Origin of the sequence: Mesorhizobium sp. L-8-10, assembly GCF_016756635.1 — a bacterium.
GTDB lineage: Bacteria > Pseudomonadota > Alphaproteobacteria > Rhizobiales > Rhizobiaceae.
In genome coordinates, this window is record NZ_AP023263.1 from 3,454,613 (window position 1) to 3,479,645 (window position 25,033).

A 25,033-nucleotide genomic window follows, 5' to 3' on the forward strand; every position below is an offset into this window, starting at 1 on the left:
GGAGATCGTGGACGAAGCGCCCTTGCTCATCGAACTGGCCGACGGCGTCGCCACGCTTGCGCTCGATCGGCCGGCCGCCCTGAACGCGCTCAATCGTGCCTTGCGCGCGACGCTGGTGGACAGCCTGCTGGAAATGGATGCGCGCCCCGACATCCGCGCCATCGTCTTGACTGGACGCGGACGGGCGTTCTGTGCGGGGCTCGACGTGAAGGAACTCGGCCAGTCGGGAAACAATGTGACCGACAATATCGGGGACCGAGACATCGGCGCGACTGTCACCGCGTTGAAGACACCGATCATTGCCGCGGTCAACGGGCTTGCCGTGACCGGGGGATTCGAGATCGCCTTGTCGTGCGACATCGTGTTGGCCGCCCGCTCCGCCTGGTTCCAGGACACGCATGCGAAGATCGGCCTCTTGCCCGGCTGGGGCCTTTCGCAGCGCTTGCCGCGCGTCATCGGCCCCTACAGGGCCAAGGAGATCTCGCTCAGCGCGCGCAAGGTAACGGCGGATGAGGCGGCGCAACTCGGCTTCGTATCGCGTGTGGTGTCCGATGACGAACTGCCGGGCGAGGCGCGCGCCGCGGCCATGGCGATTGCCCAGTGGCCGGCGGAGCATGTCGCGCGCATCAAGTCCCTCATCGACCGGGGATATGCGATGCCCTTCGGCGAGGCCTTGCGGTTCGAGGCGGAGGAAGCGCGTAAGCGGAACGCCAAGGTGACGCTGCCGGCTCGGGCGTGATGTCCTCGCACCTTCGTGTCGGCGGTGCGCCGGAGTGAAAACGGGAGATATGGTCATGAAAGTTCTGGTGCCCGTGAAGCGGGTGGTCGACTACAACGTGAAGATCCGGGTGAAGTCGGACGGCTCGGGCGTCGAGCTGGCCAATGTGAAGATGTCGATGAACCCGTTCGACGAGATCGCGGTCGAGGAGGCGATCCGGCTGAAGGAGGCCGGCAAGGTCGAGGAGATCGTGGTGGTGTCGATCGGCCCGGCGCAGGCGCAGGAGACGCTCAGGACGGCGCTGGCGATGGGTGCCGACCGGGCGATCCTGGTCAAGGTCGACGAGGCGGTCGAGCCGCTGGGCGTGGCCAAGGTGCTGAAGGGCGTGGTCGAGGCCGAGACGCCTGAACTGGTGATCCTCGGCAAGCAGGCGATCGACGACGACGCCAACCAGACCGGCCAGATGCTGGCGGCCCTTCTGGGCTGGGCGCAGGGCACCTTCGCCTCCAAGGTCGAGATAGCGGGCGACAAGGCAACGGTGACGCGTGAGGTCGACGGCGGCCTGCAGACGGTCGACCTGAAGCTGCCGGCGATCGTGACGACGGACCTCAGGCTCAACCAGCCGCGTTATGCCTCTTTGCCCAACATCATGAAGGCCAAGAAGAAGCCGCTCGACGAGAAGAGCCCGGCCGATTTCGGCGCCGACGTGAAGCCGCGGCTGAAGGTGTTGAAGACCGAGGAGCCGGGTGGCCGCAAGGCGGGCGTCAAGGTCAAGACGGTGGCCGAGCTGGTCGACAAGCTCAAGAACGAAGCCGGCGTGCTCTGAGGGCTCGGTGCGTCCTTCGAGGCTCGCCCTGCGAAGGACGCACCTTTCCTGCAACGGGCTGCGGGCTCGCACCTCAGGATGAGGACCGTGAGCGCCGAGGGCCAGCCGGGAATGCCGGCAAGGCACCGAGGGTCCTCATCCTGAGGAGCAAGGGCGCCGAGGGCCAGCCGGGAATGCCGGCAAGGCACCGAGGGTCCTCATCCTGAGGAGCGAGCGCCGGCAGGAGCTGGACGATTGGACAATTCCCTTGGCGGGCGAGCCTCGAAGGACGCACCCAAGGCAGCAGGCGCTAAGGCGCGCCAGAGAAGGAAACGGAAATGGCTATTCTTCTGATTGCCGAACATGACAACGCCACCCTGTCGGACCAGACCGCCAAGGCGCTGACGGCTGCGACCAGGATCGGCGCGGACGTGCATGTGCTGGTGGCCGGCAAGGGCGCCAAGGCAGCCGCCGATGCCGCCGCCAGGCTGACGGGCGTGTCGAAGGTGCTTCTGGCCGAGGCGGCCGAGCTCGAGCAGCGGCTGGCCGAGCCGCTGGCCGCGCTGGTGGTTTCGCTCGCCGGCGCCTACGACACGATTCTGGCGCCGGCGACCTCGTCGGGCAAGAACGTCGCCCCGCGCATCGCCGCCCTGCTCGACGTCGCCCAGGTGTCGGAGATCATCGAGGTGGTTTCATCAGACACCTTCAAGCGTCCGATCTATGCCGGCAACGCCATCCAGACGGTGCAGACGACGGAGCCCAAGCGGGTGATCACCGTGCGCACGGCCTCGTTCCAGGCCGCGCCCGACGGCGGCTCGGCCGCGGTCGAGACGGTCGCTGCGGCGACCGATCCCGGCCTGTCGAGCTTCGTCGAGAACAGGCTGTCGGAGAGCGATCGTCCGGAGCTGACCTCGGCCCGGATCATCATCTCGGGCGGCCGCGCGCTGGGCTCGTCGGAGAAGTTCCAGGAGGTCATCCTGCCGGTCGCCGACAAGCTCGGCGCCGCGGTCGGCGCTTCGCGCGCCGCGGTCGACGCCGGCTATGCGCCGAACGACTGGCAGGTCGGCCAGACCGGCAAGGTGGTGGCGCCGGAACTCTACATCGCGGTCGGCATTTCCGGCGCGATCCAGCATCTGGCCGGCATGAAGGACAGCAAGGTCATCGTCGCCATCAACAAGGACGAGGAAGCGCCGATCTTCCAGGTGGCCGACTACGGCATCGTCGGCGACCTCTTCACCATCCTGCCCGAGCTCCAAAAGGCGCTTTGACCGTCAGCAATCGCCAGGAGAACAGTCCTGCAACGCTCCGCGTGAAGAAGGTTCTGCGGAGACATGTGCTGAGCCAAGTGGCGGGGAACCTGCGTCGGCACGCCCCTGGCGGCGAGCCCGGCTGGCGAACTGTGGCAGGCTCAGGTTCGCCACTACCGAGCGGATCGTCGCCAGACCGAGCGGCGGGTGTTGCAAGGTGGCAGTCTCCGGGCTAGCTCAGTTCCAACGATGGGGAGCGCTGCGAGCCGCAGCGTTTCCCGATGAGCCCTCGTCGTACCTACCCAGATACCAGTTTGCCGAACGCCACCGCGCGTCGGTGAATCTCAGGCGCGTCGTAGTCCAGGGTCGCGACATGGAAACTCTTGTCGAGCGTCGCGTATTCGACGGTGCCGCCCAGCCTTGCCCTCAGCAGTTCGACCGAACCCGGCGGGATGACGTGGTCCTGCTGGCTATGCAAGATGAGGGCCGGTGACTTGATGCGCGAAAGTCCGGCTTCGTTTGCTTTCACGCCATCGAGGAGCGACAGAAGGCATTGCGCGGGTGTCTTGTCGTAACCGAGTTCCTTCGAGCTGGGGTCAGCTATATCGCCTGCGATCGCAGGCAGAAACCGCTCGCCCGCGGCTAGCGTCGCTTTCGCGCCCTCGGCGAAGGGGCCGAAGTCGTCTGCCTTGACCGCCGGATTGATGAGGACGATGCCCTTGATCTCCGGGTGCTGCTGGGCGAGCCAGAGAGTCAGCGATCCGCCCATCGACAGTCCGGCGACGACCACAGAGTCGGTTCGCGCCGCCAGGTCACGATAGGCCGCGTCGGCGGCGGCGGTCCATTCGCTCCAGCCGGTCCTGTTCATATCATCGGGCGTCGTGCCGTGGCCCGGCAACCGGGGGACCTCCACCGTGAACCCGGCATCCGCGAAGGCCTTACCCAGCGGCCGCATAGACTGCGGGCAACCTGTAAATCCGTGGATCACCAACGCACCGTGCCGGCCACCCTTCGCAGAGTACGGCTCCGCACCCGCCATGATCCCAGGTTCAATTCCCATGTCGGTTCCTCCGTTCCAAGATCACGCGGCACCGAAGCATCGCAACGGCAATCCGTATAGTAGCGTATCGTATGCAAGCAAGAAAGAAAGGATCGACCGCTCACGCACGCGAAACTCACTGGGAGATTTCGCGCTTCCTCAAGCGCGAGCGTACGACGCAATAGCGAGATCCTCTTCCCGGAACGCCGCAAGTGGCGGACCTTTCGACGTCTGCCCGGATTGAAACCTGGCCCGGTAGCCTCGCGGCGGCTTGGAAATCTGAAGACGGGCACATAGCTTGGCGATTGCGACATCCGAAACGCCAAGTTCCTTGGCCACCTCCTGCGTCGGCTTCCCCCAAACCAGCGCGAACAGTTCCTCGCGCGAGAGCTCTTTTGACGATCGTGTCCCACCAAGTGGTGTAGCTCGTCGTAAGCGAAGCCGCTCGCTCGCGCGCCCCTCAATAGCGCTGTAGCGAGCGAGCGGCTTCGCGGGCGATCATCGATGTTTCCCGGTAGGGTCGGGTTGCTGAGTCCAACCTGATTCGAAGGAACGATCGATGACCGACGACATGATGAACTTCCGCACGCTGGTGGAGAAGAGCTGCGCTGGGGCACGCAAAGCACGATCAGTGCGGCGACAGGAGCAGCCTCCGAGATCGTGCGGGTGACCGACGATGTCCACTATCGTGAGACGGGCACGGACCAGGCCGTCGAAAACGTTCCTGCGGTTGACCGCGAACCACGTTTAAGAGCCTCTATCTCCGCTGCGATCGGGCAAAAATGAACCCCATGACGACTGTTGCGGACGTGCAGCGCGCTGATCCCGCGCAGTTGGAACCACCGCTACGATGCGTACTGTGTCGCGATCTTCATCTGGAGGTCTTCATCTGCAGTGCGGAAGTCGACCTTGCCTACTCCGTCGCACGTTTGACAGGTGGTTGTTCTGTCTTTGGTCGGCCGTATCTTCCCGGCGCCTTTGCAAACCGGGCAGACGGCTAACAAGGGGCTGACCTCCATTTCATCTCCTCTCTCAGAATCCCTCCTGGTCACCGGCATCTTTCATCGAACCTGGAGTTGTTGCAACCGCTGATAGTCGCGGTCGCGTTCTGGCTCGGCATCTTCGCAACTCAAAGGAACAACCACATGACAACGACGCTGGATGTCCAGCGCGCGCTGCTTGCGCGCGGCTATGATCTCGGGCCGAGCGGGGCGGACGGAATTCCTGGCCCGCCGCACGACCGCCGCGGTGCGGCAGTTCCAGGCGGATCGGGGCCATGCGGTCAAATGGCCCGGCACTGTCGGGCCGGATCACGCTTTCGGCGCTCGGGTTTTCGGGCGATGCTGCGCCGGAACTGGGCGTGCCGGCCGGCGAGGTCGTCCCGCCGTGGATCGCGATTGCGCGCGCCAAGATCGGCCAGCACGAAAAGATCTACAACAAGAAGCTGCGCGACTGGCTCAAGAGCGACGGACACGCGCTCGGCGATCCGGCGAAGCTGCCGTGGTGTGGCGATTTTGTTGAGACGTGCCTGGCGCTGGCGCTGCCCGGCAATCCCTACTGGGCGCGCTCAACTGGCGCCAGTTCGGGCAGGGCGTATGTCCATTCGGGCCTCGGCATTGCCGCTATGCTCCCAACAGTACCAGACAACCGTTCGTCCGACAGTCCGCATTACGCCCGGGCTCGGGCTCGGGAAATTGGCTATCACGCGATGGCCGATGAAGCGCTTGAAATCGGTCGTGGTGTTTCACTATCAGCAATAACCGCGCAAGCAGGTTCCGAACGTTCGACACCTGCCCAGCGTCCGCCTCGTCCAGTTCTGACGCCGCGGTTGTTCAAAGCAGCTGCAATCCCTCTGAGGCTGGCTACGCCATAGCGCTGGATTGTCTGCACGATCGGCAGGACGGATTCAGCAAAGCGCTCTGCTTCGCGAATAGAGACCTCGCGCCCCTTCGCGGCGGCTAGGATGTGTTGCGCGGGGTTGCCGAGCCTCGTCCCACCCTGCTTGTGCGATGCGAGGGCGGCCCTGGTCCGCTCGGAGATGAACCGCCTTTCTCGGCCAGTGCTGCGTTCTCAGCGGTGGTCACCGCGGCGAGAGTGTGCCAATGGCTGAGCCGGAGCAGGGTCATTCGCCCCAAATGACGAAAGCGATCAGGAAGGCGATGGTGCCGTACCAGACGATCGTGCCGAGCGCCATCGTCAGCGTCCGCCTGGCCTCGCGGGCTCGATTCGGGTTGACTGGGTCGTAGATGACCGCAACCTCGGCGCCGACCGTCGCGGTCGTACTGTTCACTGCAAGGCCCGAATGGAACCGCTGCCGCTTGCCGGCCCGATCGGTGAACTCAATTACGGGCGTATCAGGACCGTCGCCCGAAGTGTCGAGCCTCACGACCTTGCCCGTTGTGTAGGCGCGTCGCCGCATTAGGACGAGGTCGCCATAGGTCTCCGGAACGACCAGTGCGCCAAGGAAAACGACGCAGATCAGGCACCAGATCTGGATGTCGCTCGGAGCGTAACCGAATTGGTCGGCAAGGGCGCGGAACGGCCAGAGCGCCTCATGCGCCCAGTCACCGACACGCAACCAGAATGCTTCCCACTGCTCCCGCATCGCCCAGCCCGTATCCGCGGATCGGCGGAACGATAGCCGGCAATGGCGACAAAACGGCGAAGCGGATCGAAATGACCTTTAGCCTGAAGTTTGCGAGTTAAGCGCGGTGCCGGTCTTCCTGAGGACCGGCTCGCCGTGAAAGCGCCTGGCCGATGGACGCGAGACGCCATAGGCGATTTCCATCATCAGCCGCGGGTTTTTCCTGGGCACCGAGCCCATGTGGAATCCGAACGGGTCTTCCACGAAACCGGTTCCTGCCTTACCAGTCATCGTGACCCGGTTCTCTGCGCCATAAATGCGGAGCACCTCGTCGACCGGGTGCCCGACCAGAAGCGTGTACTGGTGCTTCAGGGCGCGCTTGCGGTGGCTTCCAAGCACATAGACATGGGCGCCGTCCTCCTCTCCGACATCCGAAATGTAGAAGAAGAACTTCAGCATGCGCCAATCATCGAGGTCGAAGTGGAGATTCAGGGACGTGAGATGGAGATCGGCCACGGTGACGTTCTTGGTCGGGAATGTCCACCAGATCCTGGTTGTCGCGAGAGTCGCCTGACCGCCGAGATATCGCTGGGCGATTCCGAGCAGCAGCGGGTCTTGCTGAACAGCTCGAACAGCCGCGCACTCCATCGATCTTTCAAAGAAATGGCCGCTGAGAATGGAGCGGCCGAACTGCTTCTCGGCGACCTGGTGTTCCGGGGCCAGGAACTCCAGCTGCCGGTCGAAATTGGCGAAACAGGGCGTAGATCTGGCGAAGCCGGCAATCTCCTCATGAACGGCAGGAGGCAAGTTCAAGCCCCGGCAAAACCCGTCGGTGCGCAAGGCGGCCGCCGCATCCGATGCGGTTACGGCATCGCCGAAGAGCGACGACCCGGCACCCGAACCGGCCGGGACGCGCCTCGCCGTCATCCAATGCGCCCTTCGAAAGGGCATCGTGCGCGCGAGCAGGAACATCGGCAGCCACGCCGGGTTCTCGCGAATATCGGATACATAGGTCGGAATTCTCGCCGCGACCCGCCGAAGAACTCCAACTGTCCGCTGGGATCGATTGGCAGCGGGCATCAACTGCTCGGACATGCATTCTTCCTTGCTTGTGTCGGGTTGTTACCTGTGCCCTGCCGCCCACAGCAGAAACCAAAGGTACCGATTTTTTTGCAATGCACAATAGGCCCGCCGATCCTGCTTGCCGGGGGCTTGGGCGCCCTTCCGGGGGCTCTGTAACGCCGGACGCTCGAGTTCCTCGAACTCGTCCTGTCGCCGCTCTGCGGGCTGCTCGGGGCGATGTGCCTGACGAAGCCCGTCGTGCTCTTGGTCCGGTACTATGGATGGCCCCCGGTCGCTTCGGACGATTCCGCCACTTTCGCCGCGGCGTTCGTCGTCGGGACGTGCTCCATGTGGCTGTCCGACTGGATCTTCGAGTTCATCGTCCGGAAGCAGCGACCGACCCCGGCATAATCGTCCGGAGTTTCCGGACACTCTCGACCGACGGCTGCCCCGCTGGCGCCAGCCGGCGGGCTTTCTGAGTTCTGAAACGTAGAAAGGAAGCTGTCTCGGCACCAGGCACGGGCTGGCACCTAATTCCTGGCCAGATGGCGTCGCGCACGATAGTCTTGGATCCGCAAAATCAGGATCGCGACAATGCTCGATCTAGGTGAAGTTCTCGATCCGTTTCGAAAAAAGGTAATCGACATCAAGGACGCGCTTGCGGGCGCCCGCTATCTCTATGACGGTATCGACCTGATCTTGGAGAGCGTCGATGACCCCAAGGTTCGTGGAGCTTCGCAAGAGGTGTTCTCGTCTGCCAGCGAAAAGATGAACGCGATCGACGCTATGCTTGACGAATTCTATCGTCAATTGTCTTCGACGGATCGGGTGTTGGAGACGTACAAGGCCAACCTGAAACCCTGATGTTGGCAGGCGCCTGAAACGAAAACCCCGGCCGGAGCCGGGGTTCTCCCTTTGGCAAAGGGGGGTGCTACGCGCTGGGGCGGGTGCGCCCCCGGAAGCTGCGCCCGATTTGCCTAAACAGATCCAACTGTTTTTTCGCAAACTTGTCGGCGTCGTCGCAGGCTCTTGATTTGACATAGGTGCGAAACAGGCGGCCCAATCACCTATTGTCGGCACATCGACAAGGGTGCCGCCAGCTGGAAGAGCCTACAGATGCTTTCGCCCCAACAGGAGGGTTGAAAGTGATGAGCGCTCCAAACCTCAATGCCCACCACAGACCAGATGAAATGCAACTGATCGAGGTGGTCGGTGGATGGATCGTGCGCGTGGTCGAGAACGGCTTGGCGGATCGCCGCTCATCTCACAAGCTGCTCGACCGCTTGCGCGAGGACCCTGGCGCCGGCAAGGGCGTCGGTGGGCTCTATCCGTTCTGAAGGGTGATGACTCACTCCTTTCCAGCAGGGAATGAAAAGCATTCCTGTCGGACAGATCGCCTGGAGATGGCGGGCGTCGTGGCCGGCGCCCGATGCAATTCTCATCGCGGGAACATCTGCGCTGGATGCCGACTGGGCCAGCAGGTCCTGCATCTTCCCGGAAAAGGCCAGCGGCGCATCGTGGAGCAACTGCGTGACCCTGACATCGCACGCGCCGGCATGGTCTTTTGCGAGGGGTTCGACCAGGTCGCCGAGGCGAGCAAGAATGTCCGGGTCCGGGTGACGCAGGTCGATGGAAAACTCCACCCTGGCAGGCACGACGGAGGGTGCGTTGGGCGAAACGGTGAAGTGACCGACGGTAAAGCGGACGATGTCTTCCTTGTCCCAGATGGCTTTCTGCAACGCGTCGACAATCGCGATCGCGGCAACGAGAGCGTCCTTGCGCGCCGACCTTGGCGACGTTCCCGCATGATTCTCCTCGCCTTCTATCGCCACCCGGAAGGTTCGCTTGCCCTGGATGCCGGTCACAATTCCGACCGGAATGCCGAGACTTTCAAGGATCGGGCCCTGCTCGATATGCGCTTCGAGATAGCCTAGCGCCGGACGCTCCAACGGCCGTCGCGGCACATCCTTGTCACTGGCGAGAACACGCCCGACGGCGTCGCCGGCCGTGATTCCGTTCGCATCCTTGAGTCCATGGATCGCCTCCACGCTTCGCAGACCCGCGTAGCCGGCCGAACCCATCATGCCCGGTGCGAAACGGGAGCCTTCCTCATTCGTCCAGGCGACGACCTCGATGGCGCGTTTCGCGACGATGCCGGAGGATCTGACGGCTTCGGCGACCTCGAGCGCGGCGAGAACCCCGTAGACCCCGTCGAAGCGCCCGCCGGTCGGCTGGCTGTCGATGTGCGAACCGATCAGGAGTGGCGGCAGGTCAGGGTCCTCTGCCTCAAGGCGCAGAAAGAGGTTGGCCAGACTGTCGGTGTAGGGAACGAGTCCGATATTCCGGCCCCATGCGACAAGCTGCGCCCTCGCTTCTATTTCCGTGTCGGAGAGGGCCGGGCGGTCGACGCCGCCCTCCGTCGTCTCGCCGAATCGGGCAAGCTGCATGAGGCGCCGCCACAGCCGCTCACCGTCGATGAAGTCCGATACCGCAGCCACGACAGATCAACTCGTGCGCATGATCTGTGCGGGGTTGGCGCGCGGGTCGCGCGGCAGCCACCGTTTCTGTTCCACCTGCGCCAGGAATTCTGCGACGAACTGGTTGAAAAGCGCGGGCTCTTCCAGATTGAGCGTATGACCGCTCTTGGGCAGGATCGCGAGACCGCAGGCCTGGATGGTTTTCTTCATGAAGATGCCCGGCTGAAGGCAGTGGTCGTCCTCGTCGCCCACAAGAACCAGCGTTGGCGCAACCATGGCTTTCAGCTCCTCCTCCAGATCGTAGATCGAGGGGCGGCGGGCCTGCACCCCGCGCATGGTGTTGGCCGAGCCCACGGCGTCGTGCTCGCCAAGCTGCTTTCGGAATTCCTGCCAGCCGCGAGGGTCCTTCAGGAGATAGGCGATCCGCGATGCAGCCATGCCATAGACATGGGAAAACGCTTCCGAACCCTGCTCCTCGAACTGCCGAGCAACTTCCATGGAAACGTCGCGGAAATACTCCTCGAACTCCTTCTCCGCTCCGTAGCCCGCACCCGCTACCACGAGCGAAAGCACGCGTTCCGGATAGGCGAGGCCGAAGTGAAGCGTCGCGAAACCGCCCATCGACAGGCCAACCACATGCGCCCTGGCTATTTCGAGAGCGTCGAGGACATCGCGAATGTCGTCGACGGCGCGCTTCTGGGAATATTTCCCGACGTCGGCGGGCACCTCGGAAGGGCTGTACCCGCGCGCGTTGAAGGTGATGCAGCGGTGCCGGCGGCTGAAGTGGCGCACCTGCGGCTCCCAGCTGCGCTGGTCTCCGCCGAACTCGTGCACGAAAATGATCGGCGCGCCTTCGCCGGCCTCTTCCACATGCAGATTCACTCCATCGGTGGTGGTGATGAATGCCATGGCGGGCCTCAGATGATCGAGCGACGGGAGGCGATGCCGCCATCCACGGTAACGATGGTGCCGGTCGTGTAGCCGGAGCGGTCGGAGGCCAGGAACACGATCGTGTCGACCACCTCGTCGACATGAGCGGGACGGCCGAGCGGATAGGTTGCGGCAAGCTCCATGTAGCGGCTTTCATCGCCATACATGCTCCTGGCCCGCTTCTTCAGCATGTTGTAGATGCGTCCCGTGTCCACAGGTCCTGGATTAACGCCGATCACGCGGATGTTGTCGTTGAGGCTGGCGCCGCCGAGAGCTTTGGTGAAGGCCATGAGGGAGGCGTTTCCCGTTACGCCGGCGATGTAGCGCGGGTCGAAAACCTCGCCGCCATTGCCGATATTGTTGATGATCACGCCGCCGCCCCGGGCCTTGAGCCGCGCATAGACGAGCCGGCACAGGTTGATGTAGCCGAAAACCTTCAGCTCCCAGCCCGCGCGCCAGGCATCCTCATCCACGTCATACATGGTGCCGCTCGGGATGACGCCGGCATTGTTGACGAGGATGTCGATGTCGCCCGCTGCATCCACCAGGCGTTCGCATGCGCCTTTCTCGGTGATATCCATGGGGTGCACATGGACTGCGACATCGTGCTTGCGGGTGATCTCGCGAGCGAGTTGCTCGAGACGATCGGCGCTGCGCGCCGTCAGGTGCAGGTTCACGCCCTCTGCGGCCAGAGTGTAGGCAAGCCCCTCGCCAATGCCCTGCGAAGCGCCAGTGACGAGTGCCGTCTTGCCGGCCATACGAAGATCCATGGAAAATTCCTCCTTCTTGTTCTTTCAGGTAAAGGTGCTCAAAACAGCTTGACGTCTTCGTTCATTCCGCGGGCTTCTTCCACGGCCTTCGGCAGCAGAGCGCAGAATTCTTCCACCCACCCGGTCGGAACCGAAACGCTGACCTTGATGAACTGGTCGCCAAAAGCCTGGGTGTGATAGCGGCCATGCCGGATCATCATGTTGTGGCGGTCCATCACCGCGCAGATCGCTTCCGGCCGTACGCCGGCTTCCTTGCATTCGATGACCAGGAAATTGCCGCTGGAGGGGTAGACCGGAACCGAGAGGCCGGGTATCGCCTCGGCCGCCTGACGGACCATCTCCTGGTTCTTGCGCAGTTCCGCGAGGACCTCGGGAAACCACTCCTTCTTCACCTTCAGGCCGGCAATTGCGCCGCGCTGTGCGATGATGCTTGAACCAAGATTGTTGGGGGGCCCATCGGCCAGCATCTCGATCGTGTCGGGGGAGGCGACAAGCGCCCCCACGCGCAGGCCTGCAAATCCCAGCCACTTTGAGAAGCTCCAGACCGTGATCGTGCGTTCGGGATAGAACTGCGCGGCCAGCGTGTGGCTGTGCGCGAAATCGCGATAGGTGCAGTCCTGGATCAGCCAGCAGCCGGCCTTGCGCGCGATGTCCGCGATGACGCGGATTTCCTCTTCGGTCGCCGCGCAGCCGAGCGGGTTGTTCGGGTCGACGAGGTAGATGACTTTCGTTCGCTCCGTGATGGCGGCGGCAAGCCTTTCGGGAGCCAGCCGATAGTTGAATTCGGGACCGTAAATCGGAACCTGCACGACCGAAGCGCCGGCGGCCTTGGCGAACTTCATCGGCCACGCCCAGGTCGGATCGGTAGTAAGGAACTCGTCTCCCGGACCGCAAAGCATACGGCAGACATGATACAGACCCTGCACGGCGCCGTCGGTGACGAGCGTCGACATCCCGTTAAGACCAATGTCCTCAAGGATGAGATTGCGCAGTTCTTCAAGACCGAGAGGCGGCGCGTAAGCGTGGAACTCTTCGCCTCGCAGCGCGTCGATCATCGCCTGGATTACCGATTTGTGCGCGGGATGATGATTGGTGTTCTGGCCCATCCATCGAAGGTCGCCGTTGTTGACCAGCCGGTCGAAGTGGCTGTTTCTAAGCTCGAAATCACGCATGCCTGCCGGTCTCCTCGCGCCCTCTGTGCGTTCGTTCTTCTGTGCCTCCGCGCTATTTGGTATCCCAAATTCGCTATTTGGCATGCCAAAAGATTTCATTAGTGCGATTTTTTTTCAAGAGTTTATTGCTTGGTACGCCAAAATCGATAATCATGACGCCGCAAAATCAAAAAGGGGACCGGTGTCTCTCCCGGACATCGGCAAAACATCAAGTTCGGCAAAGCCGGCTTTTCAAATGGAGAACGACATGCGAATTCCATCTATCCTCGGTGCGCTCGGCCTTGGCCTCGCACTCGGCGCAGCGGCCCTCTCGGCTCCGGCAGCAGCACAGGATTTCCCCTCCGGGCCGATCACGCTGGTGGTCAACTGGCCGGCCGGTGGCGGCATGGATCGAGCCGGTCGCCTGGTCGCCGAATATGCCAAGAAGCACGTGAATGTTCCGATCGCTGTCATCAATGTGGATGGCGCGGGCGGCGCGACCGGGGTGCGTCATGTGGCCGACGCCAAGCCGGACGGCTATACGATCGGCATATTGGGGGCGAGCATCATCTCCAGCCAGTATGTGAACCAGAACGCGAACGCCATCGACGACATCGATTACCTGGCATTCTTCGGTCCAGATCCCGCAGCGCTCGAGGTGCGCTCCGATCTCGGCGTGAACTCGGTGGATGAGTTCATTGCCAAGCTCAAGGAAGCGTCCGGCAGCGTCAAGAATGGCAATGACGCCCCTGGCGGCGTTTCGCACATCGCCGCCGCCCTTCTCGAAGCCGAGACGGGCGTGAAGCTCTCCAAGGTTCCCTATCAGGGTTACGCGCCGACCGTGGCCGCGATCCTGTCGGGTGAGGTCAATTCCGCCACGCTTCCGGTGCACCAACTGATCGACCAGCACAAATCCGGCGAGGTGAAGATCCTTGGCGTGATGAGCACCGAACGCCATTTCATGGCGCCGGATGTGCCTACCTTCCAGGAGCTCGGCGTCGACCTCGTCGCCGGCGACTGGCGTGCGCTTTACGTTCCGAAGGGCATTCCCGAGGAACACAAGGCGGCATTGGAAAAGATGCTGGCCGACACGACCAACGATCCGGAATTTCAGGACGCCGCCAAGAAGATGGGATTTGTCATCACGCCTATGGACGCGGCGGAGACGACCGAGTTCGTGAAGAAATCCGACGCCGAACTCTATCCGATCCTGGTAGAAGCCGGTCTTGTGAAGGTCCGCGAGAAATAGGCTATGCCAGGCGCTGGCCCCACAGGGAGACAGTCATGATCGACTCGACGGAAAACGCAGGCTCGCGCAAGACGCGCCTGCATCTGGGGGGCGGGATCTTCTTCGGCCTGTGGGCCGGCTTCGGGTGGTATGGTCATCTCGGGAACGCCCAGCTTGGAGAGGATTTCGGCCTCGATCCGGGGCCGGGGCTTCTCCCGGCGATCGTTCTTTCCGTGCTGACCCTGGGGGCGCTCGTTCTGGCCGGTATGGGCCTCGTTGAGCGCGTCAAATCGGGAGGACCACTTCCCATCGATTGGGGAGCGATCCTGCGTGGCTCGGTCGCACCGGCGCTTTTGTGCCTTTCGCTTGCGGCCTACCTGCCGCTCGTCTGGGCGATCGGCTTCGTTCCGGCCACAATGCTCTATTCCGGACTTCTGATGGCTGCGCTCAGCCGCAACCAGCTCCGAGCCGCGCCCGGATCGGCACTTTTGTCGATCGTTGTCGGCGTTCTCGTATGCACCTCGCTAACATATGCGCTCTTCATCTATTGGATTGGCGTGCCGCTACGCTGAGACAGCAGCGCCAAAACCGGAAATGGAAGGGGGCTCGTGGCCGTGTTCTTTGAATTCGCAAGCCAATTCGCTAATATCTTCTCCGATCCCCACATGCTGTTTCTCGGCGCCGCGGGCACCGCGCTGGGCATCGTGTTCGGCTGCCTGCCAGGTATCTCTTCAACCATGGCGCTGGCGATCCTGCTGCCCATCTCCTTTTCGCTCACCCCGTTGGGGGCGATCATCTTCTTGATCGCCGTGTTTTCGGCAAGCGTGTTCGGCGGTTCCATTTCCGCGATCCTGATCAACATTCCAGGCACGCCTGGAGCGATTGTCACGCAACTTGACGGATATCCCATGGCGCGCTCGGGCAGGGCGGGCGAGGCACTCTTCTATGCGCTTGGCGCTTCCACCCTCGGCGGCGTGATCGGCCTCGTCGCCCTGATCCTGATTGCTCCGATCGTCGCGGGAGCCGCGATGCAGTTTCGCAGCCCGGAATTCGCCATGGCCACGGTCTTTGGCCTGACCTTGCTTGCCTATTCCACTCCCGGCGCCACTTTCCTGGGCATCCTCAGCGGCTGCATCGGGCTGATCTGCGGAATGGTCGGTTTCGACAGCCTCACGGATATCCCGCGCTTCGATTTCGGCACCAGCTGGCTGCAAAACGGCATCAACCTCGTGCCGGTGACCATCGGTCTCTTCGGCATCGCCGAGATCATGCGAAACCTGAATGTCGCCTCGCAAAGCGGAGCAACGGTGGCGCGTCGTATTGGCCGTGTCGTGCCGCCATGGAAGGAAATGCGCCGTCTCTGGAAGGCGGTTCTGCGCGGCTCGGGCATCGGAATCGCCGTTGGCGCCATACCGGCTGCAGGGTCTGCCATCGCGGTCGCGGTTTCCTATGCGCAGGAACAGCGCCTTTCCCCGCGAGGCAAGGATTTTGGGAAAGGCATTCCCGACGGGATCGTAGCGCCGGAGGCATCCAACAACGCCGCCGTCGGTGGTGCGCTCGTTCCGATGATGACTCTTGGCATTCCCGGCGACACCATGACGGCGGTGCTGATGGGCGCGCTTTTGATCCATGGTCTGAGGCCAGGGCCGCAGCTTTTTGTAGAACACGCGGACTTCGTCGCTTCCGTCTATGTGGGGCTGTTCCTGGCCATACTCCTGACAGCGGCGATGGGCTTGCTGCTCATGCAGCAGTTCGTCCGGCTGATGCAGGCGCCGCGCCACATTCTCGTGGCGGCGATCATTCTTCTGTGTGTGATCGGCTCCTTCACCATCCGCAACAACGTGGCGGATGTGGGCGTGATGATCGCCTTCTCAGTAATCGGTTTCGTCATGTACAAGCTGGAGATCCCGGTGGCTCCGCTGGCATTCGGCCTGATCCTTGGACCCATTCTGGAGGAAAACCTGCGCCGCTCTCTGATTGTGAGCGACGGCAGCTGGATGGTATTCGTGGAGCGCCCCATCGCTTTGGCTATGCTCTTGCTCTCGCTCGCGGCGGTGCTGTATCCAGTTTTCGTGGCGTTGCGCCCGAAACGGGTAAGCGCCGACGCAGGAGAGTAGCGATTTGTTGCTCTTGCTGTATCCGACAGGGTGGAGTGAACGGTGACCGATATGACTTCCCAGGCGAGCGAAATTGCTCGCCGCCTCGAAGATCAGATCGTTCGCGGAGAGCGCTCACCAGGCGCCCGTCTGGATGAACGTTCCCTTGCCGAGCATTTCGGCGTGTCGCGTACGCCGGTGCGCGAGGCGCTGCAATGGTTGGCGGCCCATGGCCTTGTCAGCCAGCGTGGCCGGCAGGGCGCACGTGTGGCCCAGCTCTCGGTTCCCGATCTGCTAGACGCGTTCTTCGTGATTGCCGAAATGGAGAGTATGGCTGCCCGTCAGGCGGCCCGGCGCATACGTCCCAACCAGCGCGAGCAACTCGTCGAATGCCATGAACGGTGCTCGGCGCTCGTTGAGGCCAATGATGCGGAAGGCTTCTATATCGAGAATCTCCGTTTTCACGCGCTGGTTCTGGAAGCTTCTCACAACCGGATTCTCAAAGAACAGATGGGAACCGTACGTGCGCTTACGGCTCCCTACCGCCGCTACGTCACGCATCAGCCCGGCCGCATGAAGGCTTCGATCACCGAGCATGGCAACATTATCGAGGCGATCCTTGCCAGTGACGGAGAGACCGCAGCCCAGATGATGCGTGATCATGTCAATCTGCTCGGCGATGGCCTGAGCGATCTCCTGCATCTGATGGCCTCTGAAAAGGAAGCCATGATGGGCTGACATGCGGGATTATTCCCTCCCCATCTGCGCGGCGGCAACAAGCCTCCCGCCCAATGGCCCGCCGCAACGGCCCGCGTCTGACTTGCACCAGGCGCGGGCTTTTCTGCGTCAATACCAAGATCTGGCGATAGAGGCGCCCGAGCAAAAAACTTGCGCTATCGCGCGAGCGATGCACGCCAAGCGCGAACGGCTGCCGGAACCAGGAACCCGGCAGGCTCAGTTCGCCGCGACAAAACGATGCGCCGTCCCATTCTTTTCGGCGAAGCCAACGCCTGGATAAGGCCAGTGGAATCCAAGCATCTTCAGCTTGTCTGCTGCAGCACGATCGGCCAGCGCTTTGCGATTCTTCACTGCCTGATCGTGATCGGCGTCAAACCCGAACTTCCATTCGGGGTGCTCGAACGAAACGATCGGATTGACCATCACATCGACGGGCATGATCAGACCCTCGCCTCCGGCTAGCTCCAGAGAGATATGGCCGGGCGTATGGCCGGGCGTATCGAGGACGGTGAGCCCGGGAGCCACTTCCTGTCCTCCCTTGACCATCGTCACCTTGTCCTTCACCGCTGCGAGGTCGCGCTGCGCGCCCTTGACGAAATCGCCCATCTCTGCTGGCATTTTTGCAAGTAGCCCCGGATCGGTCCAGAAATTCCACTCCGTCTCCCCGACATAATAGGCCGCGTTCGGAAAGAGCAGCGTCCCATCCACTTTTGATGTCCCCCAGATATGGTCCGGATGGGCATGGCTAAAGACGACCTTTGTCACCGATGCAGGATCGATCCCAGCTGCCGAAAGGTTCTCGGCAAGCTTCCCGGCGGTCGGCTGAAACTTGTTGCCGGAGCCGTTGTCCACGACAATCACGTCGTTCGCAATTTTTATTACTGGGACGTTCGCGTGCGGCTTGGCGGTATCTGCCGGCCAGCCCATGTGCTTGGCAATTTCGGCAAGCTGTTCGGGTGAGGCATCGACAGCCATGACGTTGAGTGGCAATGCCAACTCTCCATCGCTGACCACGGTAATCTCCGCGTCTCCCTGCTTGAAAACGAAAGGCGCGGCCGACTGTGCCAGAGCTTTCCAAGACATCAGAGGCACCGCTGCCAGCGCGGTACTGCCTGCCAGGAAGCGGCGTCGGTTCAGCAGGTGGAGCAATTCTTCAGTAGCGATTGCCATGGTAACCTCCTCGAGCCCCTGCCCTCACACTAACGCACCGTAGTGGAAGCTATTCCCGAAAAGAGGTTCGAGAAAATCAAATCTGGCCTACCTGACAGATCGATCGTTGCTATGCCGGTCGCCCAGGGAGCTATGTCCGCACGCTGCAGCGGATGGTCATGCTCTTGACGATCAACCTGCTACAACAACGAACCTTGCGCCGCGGCGGCCGGGTATTTGATCTGTGTGGCCGGCTTGTCGATGATCACGAGCTGATCGTCGGGGAGAGGCCGCTGCAGGGCCTTGGCCTCGGACCACGGCGCGCGTAACCAGGTGTCGATCTCTTGCGTGGTGAAGATCACCAAGCAGGATCTCGGCTTTTGTTGCGCTGCAAAAGATCTCTACAGGTTCGATTGTCTCTAATTCGACCGTGACCGTCATTTGTGCTTTGCTGTTTTCTGGGAAGGATGGGTATTGCGGTGGGGAAACCAGTCTACACTGGTTAGGAAGTCTGCATGGCGAAGAGGCTATCGAGCGGTCTATCGCCGGCTCGACAGGCAAGCACGAGGCTACGCAAGCAGAGAAGGACTGTGCGGCGCGCTTAAACTGTGGCCGCAATGACACACACGACGAGAGATTCCCTCCGCAGGCGGTTTGTTGGGGATCATTCCCTGCGGAGTTCTGTCAGCGCAAGAGGTTTCCGGATAGCTTAATTGATGCAGCGGGCCTGACAGGGTTTAGGCGCCCGGCACTTGAGAATAGTGGCGGGCGTATCCTTTGCGACGCCCAAGCGAGGGTTTGTTCCTTCAGGCCTGCGCTGGAGCAAGGAATGGACTTTTCTGCCTTCGGCTGGGGACGAGTGGTGCTGCTGAGCTTTCTCGGAACGCTCTGCTGCATCGCCGTGGCGTTTGCAATCGACAGCTATTCCTTTGAGACAGGCACATGGAGATGGGGCGAAAAGCCCCTCAACAACCTGATCATCCCCCTTATTCTTGCCCCTCCTTTCTTTTTCTACCTCCTCAGTAAGCAACGTGAGCTTGCCATTGCGCATCGCGAGCTGATGATCGTCGCCTCCACCGATTCCCTCACCTCTTGCCTGAACCGGCGGGCCTTCACCGCCATGGTGGACCGCTACCTTGACCGTATCGCCGACCAGAAGGCTGACCACCACGGCGCGCTTCTGATTATCGACGTCGATCACTTCAAAAACATCAATGACGTGTTCGGTCACGATTGCGGTGATGAAGCGCTCAAGGCCATCGCACGCACGATCAAGGGCACATTGCGCGACCCCGACTTCGTCGGCCGAATTGGCGGAGAAGAGTTCAGCGTCTTTTTGCCCGGCGTCAGTCCCGAGCGCGTAGGCAGGATCGCAGAGCGTATCAGGGTCGAGGTTTCAGCCACTGAACTGAACCTCAACGGAAAATCCTGCAAGCTCTCCGTGAGCGTCGGCGGCGTCACTTTTGATCGGAATGCTTCCTTCAGCGAACTCTATCGCCACGCCGATCAGTTGCTCTACGCGGCGAAACGCGGCGGCCGCAATCGCGTGGAAATCCAGCACGCGTCTGCAGGCTCTGATAAGCAAATTCAGATTCATTGATCTGAACGTCTCCTTGCGAGCTGGTATTGTCTGCCCCGGGCAACCGAAAGGGCAGAGAATACTTGACCGAGCACCGATAGCAGGTCAGCAGGCGCGCTGAGCAGCCTGCCAGGATGGTTGCGCGGATTACCGAACCCATGTTGTGAATTCATTCCTGCTCTATTCTATCGTCGCGTTGTTTTCGCCAGGGGGCGACATGACGGTGGTAACAATCCGATGATCTTTTCCATCGAGGAAATCAGTGAATCAAAGAGCAGGATAAGCCCTGACAAGCGGCCGGTTGAATACGTGGCAGGCCCGCTTCTTGACGGATATGCACCAACGACTCGAAACATACGGGCCACACGTTCGTCTAAGCGACAAACAGTCAACAGGTCCGGAGAATTTCGGGCCACAAGAGAACGAAAATTGGGGGTATCCGGCGGATGGGAGGTAAACAGGTCTGTGGCGAAAACCCCACGTTTCCCGGGCTTTTAAACCGTTGTAAGCGGCGCGGGAGAACGGTTAGCGAAAATGGATGGTAGCGGAGGAGGGATTCGAACCCCCGACACAAGGATTATGATTCCTCTGCTCTAACCTACTGAGCTACTCCGCCCCGGTTGGCCTTTCCCGATCGTCGGCGAAGCGCATCGGCCGGGTTGGTCGCCAAGGACGCGCGGATATAAGGTTGGCAGGCCGATACTGTCAAGCGCGGAACTTAACGCTCGCCGCGGCAATTGCCCGGCAAAGCCCTTTGCCGACGCAAGGCCGCAATTGTCGCGGCTTGGCGATGGTTCCCGGGGTTGAGTTCGCGCGCCCCCGCCGTTATGTCTCCGCCACGAATTTTCGAGATCTGGCTTCATGAAAGCGCGCATCGCTGTCCTTGGTTGCGGATACTGGGGCAGCAACCACATCCGCACCTTGAAGTCGCTGGGCGCCCTCTACGCGGTTTCGGACGCCAATGGCGCGCGCGCGGAAGGCTTCGCCAGCGAGCAGGAATGCCTGGCCATCGCGCCCGACGAACTGATCCGTCGCGACGATGTCGACGCCATCGTGCTCGCGCTGCCGCCGCAGTTCCATGCCGAATTCGCGATCGCCGCGGTCGAGCACGGCAAGGACGTGCTGGTGGAGAAGCCGATCGCCCTCACCGTCGCCGATGCCGAACGCTCCGTCGCCGCCGCCAGGACAAACCATCGCGTGTTCATGGTCGGCCACGTGCTGCGCTTCCATCCGGCCTTCGAGAAGCTCAAGGAACTCATCGACCAAGGCGAACTCGGCGAGGTGCGCTACGTTCATTCCCACCGGCTCGGGCTCGGCAAGTTCCACACCGAGAACGACGCGCTGTGGGACCTTGCGCCGCATGACCTGTCGATGATCCTGGCCATCACCGGAACCGCGCCTGTCGAGATCAGGGGCGAGGGGGCGGCACTCCTCGACCATCTCAGCGATTTCGCCCATCTGCATATGCGCTTTCCCAACGGGATGCGCGGCCACCTCTTCGCGTCGCGGCTCAATCCCTATCGCGAGCGCCGCCTGACTGTCGTCGGCACCAAGGCGATGGCGGTGTTCGACGACGTCGAACCCTGGGAGCGCAAGCTCGCCGTCTATCGGCACGAGGTCTGGCAGGATAGCGGACAATGGGCCTTCACCCAGAACGAGCCGTCCTATGTGCCGGTCGAGCAGGGCATGCCGCTGACCCGCGAACTTCAGCATTTCCTGGAATGCATCGAGACGCGCGCCGAGCCACGCACCGATGGCGAGGAAGCGATCCGTGTGCTGCAGATCCTGACCGCCGGGACGATAGTTCATGATTGAGAAATTGAGCGAATAGCGAATAGTGAGTAGCGAATAGGGAACGACCGACGAGGCGTATCCGCCTCGACAGCTCCTCTTCTTTCCCTATTCGCTACTCACTATTCGCTATTCGCTCATTCCGCCGGCACCTGTGCGGGCATCGCCGCCAGCCGTGTCAGCATGGCTTCGGCCTCGGCGCCGCGCTCCGACCGCTCGATGAAGCCGCCGCCGAAGACGCGAGCGTCGTTGCCGTCATCGGAATAGAGCACGCAGGCCTGGCCTGGCGCTATACCGGATTCGCCCTGGGCGAGTTCGACCCAGATCTTGCCGGCATGGTGATGGAGCACGGCCGGCCGTGGCGGCCGGGTCGAGCGCACCTTGGCATAAAGCTCGAGCCCTTCCTCGGACAAGTCGGACAGGGCGGCGTCGCCCAGCCAGTTGACGCCGCGCAGGTAGATCTTGTGGGTCTCCAGCGCCTCGCGCGGGCCGACGATGACACGCGCCCTCTCGGCATCGAGATGGACGACGTAGAGCGGCTCGCCCGACGCGATGCCGATGCCGCGGCGCTGGCCGATCGTATAGCGAAGGATGCCGTCATGCCGGCCGAGCACGCGGCCGTCGATATGGACGATCTCGCCGGGCGAGGCGGCTTCCGGCTTCAGCTTGGCGATGATGTCGGTATATCTGCCCTGCGGCACGAAGCATATGTCCTGGCTGTCGGCCTTGGCCGCGACGGTCAGGCCCATCTCCTCGGCGATCCGGCGCACGTCGGGCTTCGACATGCCGCCGAGCGGAAAGCGCAGATAGTCGATCTGCTCCTGGGTCGTGGCGAACAGGAAGTAGCTCTGGTCGCGGTCGCTGTCGACCGGCCGGTAGAGCGCGCGATGCGCGCCGTTGGAGCGCGAGCGGATGTAGTGGCCCGTCGCCAGCGCGTCGGCGCCGAGGTCGCGCGCGGTCTCCAAGAGATCGGCGAACTTGACGGTCTGGTTGCAGGAGACGCAGGGAATGGGAGTCTCGCCGGAGACATAGCTCTCGGCGAACGGGTCGATCACCGCCTTGCGGAAACGCTCCTCATAGTCGAGCACGTAATGGGGAATGCCGAGCGTTTCGGCGACGCGCCTGGCATCGGCGATGTCCTGGCCGGCGCAGCACGAGCCGGTGCGGTGGGTGGCCGCGCCGTGATCATAAAGCTGCAGCGTCACACCGACGACCGAATAGCCCTCGCGCTTGAGGATGCCGGCCACCACGGAGGAATCGACGCCGCCTGACATGGCCACGACGACGCGGGTGTCTTCGGGACGTGCCGGCAGATCCAGGCTGTTCATGGGTCGGTTTCCGATGCTCGATAACGGCGCTTCATGCCAATGATGCCAATATAGGTCAAGCAAAGTGCCAACACCACCGCGGCCGGGCTCCTTCAATGAGCCCGCATGTTGGCACATCCAGGCCCGGTGGATGCTCACGCATCCAACTTACCTCAGTCGCCGGCGCGGCCCATTCGGGCCGCTTGTCGTTCGCGCTACCGCATCGGCCCGAAAATCGTGCTCGATTTTCGGAAAGCACGATGCGGCACTCGACAAGTGGCAGATCGTCCTTTGCGCGTCCTGGTGGACGCCCGGCGCTCTGGCGGGCGCGGGCGGCGCAGTCGCGCGCTCCAAACGTCGGTGTTATCGACCTTTGGTATTCGTCACCGCCGTTGCCGGGCCTGCAGCCCGTCCTTGCCGGGCGCCCGGTCATGGCAAACAAGGTCATGGCAAACAAAAGGTAAACCCGGCCACCAGAGCGTGTATGAGTTGTTTAGGTCTTTTTTAAAGCTGTCCGGCTAATCTCGGTTCGATTAGGTCTTTGAGTAGCGTAGAGAGTACGATGACCGATCTGGTTAGACCGCGTGTCAAATATGTGATCGGGCCCGACGGCAGCCCGCTCACAATTGCCGACTTGCCGCCCTCCAACACCAGGCGCTGGGTGATCCGGCGCAAGGCGGAAGTCGTTGCCGCGGTGCGCGGCGGTCTGCTCAGCCTCGACGAGGCCTGTCAGCGCTACAAGCTGACCACCGAGGAATTCCTCTCCTGGCAGGCGTCGATCGACGAATACGGTCTGGCCGGCCTGCGTACCACCAGGATCCAGCAATACCGCCACTGACGTTTCTTGCCACGCATCAAACGAAACGAGGGCGCAGCACTTGCGCCCTCGTTTCGTTTCGCCCGTATGTTGCATCAACCAGACGGGCCCGTTCAGGATGGGAAGCCGCTCCTCGCGCTGCTGTCCCGGAGCACAACCGGCAGGTACTCCCCGGGGATCCTTCCGTGATGCAACCGCGTCTCGAATGCGAGCCGCCCGGTCACGCCAGTATCGGGATGGATCTCCCGGAAAGCGCCGCATCGAAGCAGCTTGATGATTTTGCGCATGTCTTTATCCGCGAAACCGCGGCTCACTTTCGGGAGACATGCTTTAGTCTTCAGCCTTCGCCAGGGCCGAGGCCGCAGCCGTGAGAATCACCGACGCGGCGAAGAACCAGAGCCCTGGCTGGGTGGATGCCGTCGCCAGGCCGCTCGTCTTGGCGGCGAAGATCACCAGGGCGACCAGAACGACGTCCAGCATCGACCAGCGCGCCAGCGCCCTGAACCAGCCCGGCACCAGACGATGTCCCGCGGCCCCGTCATAGGCGGCGACATGCAGGAGGCCCAGCTTCAGGGCCGGAAATGCGACGGAGAACAGGCCGACGATCGCCGCCAGCAGCACGTCGCCGCCTGCCCACAGCCCGTAGACCATCGCGGCGAGCGACGGCTCGTCGGTGAAGAGGAAGAGCCGCTCCACGCGAATCAGCGGCAAGACGACGCCGAGCGTGAAACTGACGGTCGCGGCGAAGATCAGGAGAGGCAGAAGACGGCGCATCGCCCATCTTGGCGAAGGCCATGATTGCGGGGAAGCCCCATTCGACCGCGATGGCCGCCGGGGGACGCAAGCGCCCCGCGGGAAAGCGCCCCCCGGGAAGGAAGCGCCGGGAGGAGGGCCCCGGGATCAGCCGATCATGGCGCTGCGGCCTTCGCCTTCGGCGTCTCGCATGCGCGCGTCGCGCGATTCCAGCATCTCGGCCTTGGAAAGCTCGGCTTCGGCCTCGGCGAGCAGCGTCTCGGCCGTCTTCCTCTGTTCCATAAGGTCGTGCTGGGAGTTCTTGAGATTGTCGCGGCGCAGGCGGGCCGCCTTCGCGAAGGTCGGATAGGCAAAATGATTGATATCGGTGATGCCGGCTTTCTTCTCCTCGGCGCCGATCTGCATCTCCAGTTCGTTCGCCATCCGGTCGAATTCGGCGATCATCATGTCCAGTTGCGCCAGCTGTCGGCGTTTCTCGTTGGCCTGAAACTGCTTCAGCCTGACGAGGTTCTCACGTGGCTTCATCACTCGCTACTCCCGAATACGCATTACATGGAGCTGGCCCAACCCGCCCCGTCCCGGAAAGGTCCGCTCCGCCGCCCATCCCCCGGCCTCAAAGGAAACAATTCCCTAAAGATTTCGGCCGTCGGTAACCATTCGTTTACGGGCATTGTTAATCATACGCGTCAGGACTTAAGGCACGGTAAAAATTCCAGCTTCACGGAGCACGCAAACTTCGACCCGAACTAGCGAGTCCGTGGAGTCGCTTAGAAGAGTTTGTTAATGTGTCGC

23 protein-coding genes, 1 tRNA gene and 1 pseudogene are annotated in these 25,033 nt (G+C 62.2%); 12 read left to right on the forward strand and 13 right to left on the reverse strand.

What is annotated here, in order from left to right; translation table 11 throughout:
* The first annotated feature begins 7 nt into the window (after window positions 1–7).
* The 3 genes from JN280_RS15990 to JN280_RS16000 all read left to right on the forward strand — a co-directional run bounded on the left by JN280_RS15990 (window position 8) and on the right by JN280_RS16000 (window position 2,791).
* Entirely contained in the window at window positions 8–739 is a 732-nt protein-coding gene (locus JN280_RS15990) for an enoyl-CoA hydratase (protein ID WP_202313469.1), read from the forward strand.
* Window positions 740–794: 55 nt separating this feature from the next.
* Entirely contained in the window at window positions 795–1,544 is a 750-nt protein-coding gene (locus JN280_RS15995; RefSeq protein WP_202313471.1) for an electron transfer flavoprotein subunit beta/FixA family protein, read from the forward strand.
* Window positions 1,545–1,861: 317 nt separating this feature from the next.
* Window positions 1,862–2,791 carry an electron transfer flavoprotein subunit alpha/FixB family protein gene (locus tag JN280_RS16000; RefSeq protein WP_202313473.1) on the forward strand — a complete coding sequence of 310 codons (930 nt, stop codon included), beginning with the start codon at window positions 1,862–1,864 and terminating at the stop codon, window positions 2,789–2,791.
* A gap of 277 nt (window positions 2,792–3,068) precedes the next feature.
* Here the strand turns inward: JN280_RS16000 and JN280_RS16005 are convergent, their stop codons facing one another.
* On the reverse strand, window positions 3,069–3,830 hold the full coding sequence (locus JN280_RS16005) for an alpha/beta hydrolase (protein ID WP_202313475.1): 762 nt from the start codon (window positions 3,828–3,830) through the stop codon (window positions 3,069–3,071).
* A gap of 1,255 nt (window positions 3,831–5,085) precedes the next feature.
* On the opposite strand from JN280_RS16005, the gene JN280_RS16010 reads away from it, so the two are divergent.
* Window positions 5,086–5,682 (forward strand): hypothetical protein, encoded by a 597-nt coding sequence (locus JN280_RS16010; protein WP_202313477.1) that lies wholly within the window; start codon window positions 5,086–5,088, stop codon window positions 5,680–5,682.
* A gap of 249 nt (window positions 5,683–5,931) precedes the next feature.
* Here JN280_RS16010 and JN280_RS16015 read toward each other — a convergent pair whose 3' ends face one another.
* Window positions 5,932–6,414 carry a DUF3592 domain-containing protein gene (locus JN280_RS16015; RefSeq protein WP_202313479.1) on the reverse strand — a complete coding sequence of 161 codons (483 nt, stop codon included), beginning with the start codon at window positions 6,412–6,414 and terminating at the stop codon, window positions 5,932–5,934.
* A gap of 78 nt (window positions 6,415–6,492) precedes the next feature.
* Entirely contained in the window at window positions 6,493–7,488 is a 996-nt protein-coding gene (locus tag JN280_RS16020) for a phytanoyl-CoA dioxygenase family protein (RefSeq protein WP_244743351.1), read from the reverse strand.
* Between the two features lie 561 nt (window positions 7,489–8,049).
* Here JN280_RS16020 and JN280_RS16025 point away from each other — a divergent pair.
* Window positions 8,050–8,319 (forward strand): hypothetical protein, encoded by a 270-nt coding sequence (locus JN280_RS16025; RefSeq protein ID WP_202313481.1) that lies wholly within the window; start codon window positions 8,050–8,052, stop codon window positions 8,317–8,319.
* Window positions 8,320–8,714: 395 nt separating this feature from the next.
* Here JN280_RS16025 and JN280_RS16030 read toward each other — a convergent pair whose 3' ends face one another.
* Genes JN280_RS16030 through JN280_RS16045 form a run of 4 tightly spaced genes read right to left on the reverse strand, consistent with a single transcriptional unit; the run spans window position 8,715 to window position 12,804 of the window.
* Window positions 8,715–9,953: a Zn-dependent hydrolase gene (locus JN280_RS16030; protein WP_202313483.1), complete on the reverse strand. Its 1,239-nt coding sequence runs from the start codon at window positions 9,951–9,953 to the stop codon at window positions 8,715–8,717.
* Window positions 9,954–9,959: 6 nt separating this feature from the next.
* On the reverse strand, window positions 9,960–10,841 hold the full coding sequence (locus JN280_RS16035; RefSeq protein WP_202313485.1) for an alpha/beta fold hydrolase: 882 nt from the start codon (window positions 10,839–10,841) through the stop codon (window positions 9,960–9,962).
* Window positions 10,842–10,849: 8 nt separating this feature from the next.
* On the reverse strand, window positions 10,850–11,632 hold the full coding sequence (locus tag JN280_RS16040; RefSeq protein WP_202313487.1) for an SDR family oxidoreductase: 783 nt from the start codon (window positions 11,630–11,632) through the stop codon (window positions 10,850–10,852).
* Window positions 11,633–11,670: 38 nt separating this feature from the next.
* Window positions 11,671–12,804: a pyridoxal phosphate-dependent aminotransferase gene (locus tag JN280_RS16045; RefSeq protein WP_202313489.1), complete on the reverse strand. Its 1,134-nt coding sequence runs from the start codon at window positions 12,802–12,804 to the stop codon at window positions 11,671–11,673.
* Here JN280_RS16045 and JN280_RS16050 point away from each other — a divergent pair.
* The 4 genes from JN280_RS16050 to JN280_RS16065 are packed head-to-tail and all read left to right on the forward strand — an operon-like array spanning window position 12,803 to window position 16,845.
* Window positions 12,803–14,032, forward strand: a complete 1,230-nt coding sequence (locus JN280_RS16050; protein ID WP_244743353.1) for a Bug family tripartite tricarboxylate transporter substrate binding protein — start codon at window positions 12,803–12,805, stop codon at window positions 14,030–14,032. The two genes, JN280_RS16045 and JN280_RS16050, sit on opposite strands and share 2 nt — an antisense overlap.
* A 35-nt stretch (window positions 14,033–14,067) precedes the next feature.
* Window positions 14,068–14,583 (forward strand): tripartite tricarboxylate transporter TctB family protein, encoded by a 516-nt coding sequence (locus JN280_RS16055; protein ID WP_202313491.1) that lies wholly within the window; start codon window positions 14,068–14,070, stop codon window positions 14,581–14,583.
* Window positions 14,584–14,619: 36 nt separating this feature from the next.
* Entirely contained in the window at window positions 14,620–16,128 is a 1,509-nt protein-coding gene (locus JN280_RS16060) for a tripartite tricarboxylate transporter permease (protein ID WP_202313493.1), read from the forward strand.
* Window positions 16,129–16,179: 51 nt separating this feature from the next.
* Window positions 16,180–16,845 (forward strand): GntR family transcriptional regulator, encoded by a 666-nt coding sequence (locus tag JN280_RS16065; RefSeq protein ID WP_244743546.1) that lies wholly within the window; start codon window positions 16,180–16,182, stop codon window positions 16,843–16,845.
* A 216-nt stretch (window positions 16,846–17,061) separates the two neighbouring features.
* Here JN280_RS16065 and JN280_RS16070 read toward each other — a convergent pair whose 3' ends face one another.
* Both JN280_RS16070 and JN280_RS16075 read right to left on the reverse strand, forming a co-directional pair.
* Window positions 17,062–18,015: an MBL fold metallo-hydrolase gene (locus tag JN280_RS16070; protein WP_202313497.1), complete on the reverse strand. Its 954-nt coding sequence runs from the start codon at window positions 18,013–18,015 to the stop codon at window positions 17,062–17,064.
* Between the two features lie 179 nt (window positions 18,016–18,194).
* Window positions 18,195–18,341, reverse strand: a pseudogene (locus tag JN280_RS16075) (SOS response-associated peptidase); the annotation flags it as partial.
* 482 nt (window positions 18,342–18,823) lie between these two features.
* Here JN280_RS16075 and JN280_RS16080 point away from each other — a divergent pair.
* Window positions 18,824–19,594, forward strand: a complete 771-nt coding sequence (locus JN280_RS16080) for a GGDEF domain-containing protein (RefSeq protein WP_202313499.1) — start codon at window positions 18,824–18,826, stop codon at window positions 19,592–19,594.
* A 518-nt stretch (window positions 19,595–20,112) separates the two neighbouring features.
* On the opposite strand, the gene JN280_RS16085 is transcribed toward JN280_RS16080, so the two are convergent.
* A tRNA-Met gene (locus JN280_RS16085) sits at window positions 20,113–20,189 on the reverse strand.
* 245 nt (window positions 20,190–20,434) lie between these two features.
* Here JN280_RS16085 and JN280_RS16090 point away from each other — a divergent pair.
* Window positions 20,435–21,388: a Gfo/Idh/MocA family protein gene (locus tag JN280_RS16090; RefSeq protein WP_202313501.1), complete on the forward strand. Its 954-nt coding sequence runs from the start codon at window positions 20,435–20,437 to the stop codon at window positions 21,386–21,388.
* 113 nt (window positions 21,389–21,501) lie between these two features.
* On the opposite strand, the gene mnmA is transcribed toward JN280_RS16090, so the two are convergent.
* The gene (mnmA, locus tag JN280_RS16095; RefSeq protein ID WP_202313503.1) at window positions 21,502–22,692 is read right to left on the reverse strand and encodes a tRNA 2-thiouridine(34) synthase MnmA; all 1,191 of its coding nucleotides are present in this window, start codon (window positions 22,690–22,692) and stop codon (window positions 21,502–21,504) included.
* A 541-nt stretch (window positions 22,693–23,233) separates the two neighbouring features.
* Between mnmA and sciP the strand changes: the two genes are divergently transcribed.
* The gene (gene sciP / locus JN280_RS16100; RefSeq protein ID WP_019173843.1) at window positions 23,234–23,509 is read left to right on the forward strand and encodes a CtrA inhibitor SciP; all 276 of its coding nucleotides are present in this window, start codon (window positions 23,234–23,236) and stop codon (window positions 23,507–23,509) included.
* A gap of 309 nt (window positions 23,510–23,818) precedes the next feature.
* Here the strand turns inward: sciP and JN280_RS16105 are convergent, their stop codons facing one another.
* A complete protein-coding gene (locus JN280_RS16105; RefSeq protein WP_202313505.1) occupies window positions 23,819–24,262 on the reverse strand; it encodes a paraquat-inducible protein A in 444 nt (147 codons plus the stop codon).
* 126 nt (window positions 24,263–24,388) lie between these two features.
* On the reverse strand, window positions 24,389–24,766 hold the full coding sequence (locus JN280_RS16110; RefSeq protein ID WP_202314801.1) for a flagellar export protein FliJ: 378 nt from the start codon (window positions 24,764–24,766) through the stop codon (window positions 24,389–24,391).
* Window positions 24,767–25,033: the final 267 nt, after the last annotated feature.